Here is a 5,024-nt window from a genome sequence, read left to right as displayed (position 1 = left end):
AAAATAGGTAATTAACATAAAATCTCTTATAAGGAACTGGACTTAACGTGCAACCATCAAAAAGGCTGATATGCAAATACATATCAGCCTTTTTCTTTTTTGAATATTCAGAGATAAAAATCAAACAATTACATTCAGCGTCACATCAATATTGCCGCGTGTTGCATTTGAGTAAGGGCAAACAATATGTGCTGCATCTACCAGTTTTTGCGCCTCAGCTTGCTCTAAACCTTCCAAATGAACATTTAAAGTTACCTGAATGCCAAAACCCGTTGGAATTGGCCCAATGCCGACGTCGCCTTCAATATAAGCATCAGGCGTGATTCTTAAATGATCACGGTTTGCCACAAACTTCATTGCACCTAAAAAACAGGCAGAATAACCAGCCGCAAAAAGCTGTTCAGGATTTGTCCCGCCGCCTGCGCCGCCCATTTCCTTTGGTACGGCAAGTTTGACATCTAAAATGTTATCCGAAGAGGTGGCACGGCCATCACGGCCGCCAGTCGCTTTAGCATGAGCGGTATATACAACTTTTTCTAGTGACATTGTTATTCTCTGCATATTTGTTAGGAAGTATCTATCCTGTCTGAAAATATTCAAAGAATAAGCAGTGATTTTGTAAAAGCTCATAAATTGGCAAAAATGAGGCAGAGGGCAGATGGTTTTAGATGCTTATTGATGGCGTTAAGCCATGAATGAACAAATTTTTCAACTTACCAAAGACCAGCAATTTTTTTCATCAGTTGTGCACGGAAAGGTGCAGTTGGATTGCCTGCATTACGGCGAGTTTCATTTTCATAAAATTTTTGCCAAGTCTGAACCATTTCTAGGGTTACGCCTTGAGTTTTATATTTTTCAACATCTGCTTTCGTGACATTGTTCAAACGTGCCTCTGCACCATCTGGGCCTGTACCCCAGCCAATAATGCCGCGGCCGAAATCAGGCAAAGACATATTATTTGGTGTAGGCGGAGTTTCTAGGCGCTGAATATCAGGATTAACCAAAGATTTAGCTGTCGGGCGGACTTTTTCAGAGATTTGCAGTTCAGCAAAAGCCGCAGCGGGGACAGACAGCAGCACTGCAGAGAGGAGAATAGACTTGAACATTGAAGTAAAATTTATTTTGTAAATAAGAATCATTATTGTAATAAGGTTGGAGCCGATTTATAGTGCTGAAGGAACTTAAATTTAGTTACGTCCTTGGGTGAGAGGAATCTATTTTGTATTGCTGCCGGCAGGGTATTGCAGTAAAACGCGGTGCTGCATTAAGGGCATTGATGCACGGACAGCCGCTTGTTCTTCTAGGCTAAAAGGAACGGTAATGATTGCTGCGCCTTCATCAGAGATGATATCAAGCAGCTGACCTTTGCTGTCAGCAGCGCCTGCATGTCCCCAAGTTTGACGTTTTTCACCATGCCAGCCTTGCTGAGCGGCACCAAGAACAGCGCACTGCGTATCCATTGCCCGCGCTTGCAGTAAAAGCTGCCAGTGCATTTGGCCTGTGGTGTAAGTGAAAGCCGCAGGTGCCGTTAAGATATTTGCGCCTTGCGCGCGCAATGTGAGCGCGAGTTCAGGGAAGCGCAAGTCATAACAGACCATCAGGCCAATATTGCCAAATGGTGTTTTTGCGATAACGGTATCCGTGCCAGGTTCAAAAAATTTTGATTCTTGATAGCCGCCAACCGCATCGCCAACTTGTACATCAAAAAGATGGATTTTATCGTAACGAGCTTCAGTGCGTTCAGGACTGATGCACAGACTGACAGTGCGGACGCGGCCATCTTCAATGATGGAGCCGTCTGGACGGAATGGGCAAGGGAGAGTGCCCGCAACAATCCAAATATCATAGCGCTGAGCAAGCTGTTCTAAACGCTGCTGAATCGATTCAAACTGAGCAGCTGTTTCGCGCTGTTTGCTGGCTGCAAAGCAGACAAAATTTTCAGGAAAAACAATTAAGCTTGCTCCTTGAGCTTTGCTTTTCTGAATCAAAGACTCAATGACAGTGAAGTTTGCTTCAATATCATTTTGTGAATTCATTTGAACGACAGAAAGAAAAGTCATGGAATTCCTGAATATTTAGAATTAAATGTTTGGCTGAGCAGTGGTTTGATCCAGCGAGTCCTGCTCTTTTTGCAGCTGTTTTACAAGCGGTTCAAACATATTTTGGTTGCTGGCATTAAGTTTCATCAATGTCTTATGCGCATCCAATACGGTGTCCAGCATATTGCCATGTGTCACATGCTCTTCCATTAGAGCGCGTGTGCATACATTCGGATCGCCGCAGTAATTCAAAATCACAAAAACTTGCCCCAGCCCCATACTGTTGGCCAGAGTTGTAATATCAGAATTAGTAGAAAGCATTGCTGCCTGAATATGGTGCACTTGTTTAAGCTTTAAACCTAGCTTAGCCAAAACGCCTAAAACTGTACTGTCAATAAATGTCGTTTGGGTTAAATCGACGATTGCGCCGACAACATTTTCTTGCTGTTCAATTTTATCCAGCAGTTTGTCTAAACTAATGCAAGATTGGGCACGCACTTCGCCAATAAGCTTAAAAATATGCGTTCCATTCAAGCTTGCATATTCAACATGACCTGTTGACATATAAATGCCATTTGCAGAGAAGGATAGTAAATTATCCCATAGGGACACTGCTTACTCAAGTATCCAGAAGTCGCATAACCCATGAAAAGAAGTTAAGTGATTGATTATAAAATTAATTGAATCGATGCAAGCTAAGGATGGCAATATCATCAGCTACATGATCTGGCGCTTGAAATGATTGATTTTGCAAATGATGCACCAGTTGGCCCAGCTGCTCATTCAAGCCGCCGCTAAAGGGTTCGAGGGCTCCATCTGAACAAATAATAAACCGAGAGTTGTATGACAGCTGAAATTCAAATTCTTCAACTTCCAAATCTTCGGTTAAGCCCAAAGGGAAACTGCTGGTGGTTAAAATCTGCGGCGCTTTGTTTTCTTCCAGCAGGATTGCAGGCGGATAATGTCCAGCGCTAGACCAGCGCATATGATGTGTTTCAATATTTAAAATGCCGGCAATCATGGTGATGTGCTTTTCAATATTTTCTTGCACCAGCATGCCGTTTAACTTTTTAATCAGTTCACGCGGTGTTTTTGAACGGCCATGAAATGCAGCCATCCATGATGTTAACAGGCTGCTGGTTACACCATGTCCAGAAACATCCGCTAAATAGAACATGATTTCTTTATCGCTGATTTTCCAGTAATCATACCAGTCGCCAGATAAGTAGGCAGAAGGCTGGAAAAAAGTCTCAACTTTATAATTGAGTAGATCAATAGGATTGGGCAATAAGCGTTTTTGCAAATTGGCAGCTGAAGGCAGGTCCCGGCTATCTTGATTACGTTTATATTGCGCATCAATTTTAATTAAAGCCTGCTGGGGATTGGAAGGTAGGCGGTTCCAAATCCAGCCAGCCAGTGCGCCGAGTTCCCAAGCTTGGGCTAAGGCGCTGCCTTCATCTTCTAAGGCTAAAACAATGGTCGGTACAGACCATTGATATTTTATATAGTCTTGCACATCGGCTATTGCAATGATGGTCGGATCATACAAATGGAGATCTTCAATGTTAATCATCTGAACACTGGGAAGTGTTTCTAAAACCTGATCTAGATGAACAATATCACGGGTCGGCTGAATGAAATACATAAAGAAATAGTATGATCCTTAATAATTCTGATTTGATTACTATAGCAAGCAAATGCAGCGCAGAGGAAAAAAACCCTGCTATTCAGTATAAAAGTTAAGCTTATTCCGTGACTGGTGTCTCGGAATTATCAGTAATACTGCCATCAGAGTTGCTCTCGGCGTCGTTCTGATCTGAATCTTCTAAAAGATCGTCATCTTCAGTATCATCATTGATAAACATGCCGTCATCGGCAGTACCTTTTTTCTCAGCAATCTCAAAACTCAAGCGCTGTAAATAAATATCACGCAGCTGCGCATATTTGTCACCTTGCAGCACCTTTTCAACTTCTAATACTTGAGAGCGGGAATCGACTGCGCGCAGAGCCTGTTCACTCCAATAGACACCTTCGTGATCATCCAATAAGTAGCGCTGCGGCTGAGCATAGCCGTCAGCAATCATGCCAACACCTTCACGAATGGTGCTCGGGCCTAAAAAAGGCAGCATTAAATAAGGGCCAGTCGGCAGGCCATAATATCCCAAAGTTGTGCCTAAGCCGTCTTCTTCAGTTGTCAGGTTCAATCGTCGTGCAGGATCAGCAAAGCCTAATGTTGTGACGGTATTAATTGTAAAACGTCCTAAACTTTTAGCCGCGCGCAAAGGACGGCCTTGTATAAGTTGATTTACAGCATTCCATGGTTCTCTTAAGTTTTTACGGAAATGACGATAAGAGCCTCGTACTTCATCAGGCACCTTTTCTACATACTGCACTGCAATTGGACGGGCAATGTTGCGGTCTAAGGCATCGTTAAAAGCATAGACTTTTCGATTTACAGATTCAAAAGGGTCTTTTTCTTCATCTGCCTGAGCTGCATTGGCATTTACAGTCAGTTTCTTTACAACGGCCTCAGACTTCGTAATAAAACCGTTCTTTGCTGGAGATGTTGTGTTTTCCAGTTCAGAGGCTTGGGTTTGTTCCGCTGCAAAAGCTGGCTGAGCTGCAGCAAGACTGAATAAGCCCACATATAGAAGAGAGGAATGACGCATAGATAGAAGTCCTGAGAATTCTTATTTGGCAAAAAATATGCCTAATAATAAAAAAATTAAGTTCATATAGCATTAACGAATATGGTTATTAAAACAAATTTGAATAAAAATTAAATCAAAAATACGAAAATGGGTGAAAAATACTCACTTAAGCACGTTTTTTCAAAAAAAAAGAAATAACGGTGTTTAGGGGGTTGTGTCTGTTTGGAAATACTGTAGAATGCACATCCATCGGCGGTGATGTTGATTAAAGCTTGTTGAGAAACAAGGATTTAGCAAGAATGTTTAAATCTGAGTTTGGTTAATGGGCTTGAAG

Annotated in this window: 6 protein-coding genes; all 6 read right to left on the bottom strand. The window is 42.2% G+C overall.

Annotated features, from left to right (window positions below; all coding sequences use genetic code 11):
• Positions 1-120: 120 nt before the first annotated feature.
• On the bottom strand, positions 121-546 hold the full coding sequence (locus tag D7V32_RS16665; protein ID WP_120403895.1) for an organic hydroperoxide resistance protein: 426 nt from the start codon (positions 544-546) through the stop codon (positions 121-123).
• Between the two features lie 167 nt (positions 547-713).
• Positions 714-1,106, bottom strand: coding sequence for a DUF4951 domain-containing protein (locus D7V32_RS16660; protein ID WP_120403896.1), 393 nt, complete (start codon positions 1,104-1,106; stop codon positions 714-716).
• 108 nt (positions 1,107-1,214) lie between these two features.
• The gene (locus D7V32_RS16655; protein WP_120403894.1) at positions 1,215-2,060 is read right to left on the bottom strand and encodes a carbon-nitrogen hydrolase family protein; all 846 of its coding nucleotides are present in this window, start codon (positions 2,058-2,060) and stop codon (positions 1,215-1,217) included.
• Between the two features lie 21 nt (positions 2,061-2,081).
• On the bottom strand, positions 2,082-2,603 hold the full coding sequence (gene gigB, locus D7V32_RS16650; protein WP_120403893.1) for an anti-anti-sigma factor GigB: 522 nt from the start codon (positions 2,601-2,603) through the stop codon (positions 2,082-2,084).
• Between the two features lie 112 nt (positions 2,604-2,715).
• The gene (gigA, locus tag D7V32_RS16645) at positions 2,716-3,684 is read right to left on the bottom strand and encodes an RsbU family protein phosphatase GigA (protein ID WP_120403892.1); all 969 of its coding nucleotides are present in this window, start codon (positions 3,682-3,684) and stop codon (positions 2,716-2,718) included.
• A 100-nt stretch (positions 3,685-3,784) separates the two neighbouring features.
• Positions 3,785-4,708, bottom strand: a complete 924-nt coding sequence (locus tag D7V32_RS16640; RefSeq protein ID WP_120403891.1) for an MlaA family lipoprotein — start codon at positions 4,706-4,708, stop codon at positions 3,785-3,787.
• Between the last annotated feature and the right edge of the window lie 316 nt (positions 4,709-5,024).

Source organism: Acinetobacter tianfuensis (assembly GCF_003611465.1).
GTDB classification, from domain to species: domain Bacteria; phylum Pseudomonadota; class Gammaproteobacteria; order Pseudomonadales; family Moraxellaceae; genus Acinetobacter; species Acinetobacter tianfuensis.
This window is presented reverse-complemented; position numbering and strand designations above follow the sequence as displayed.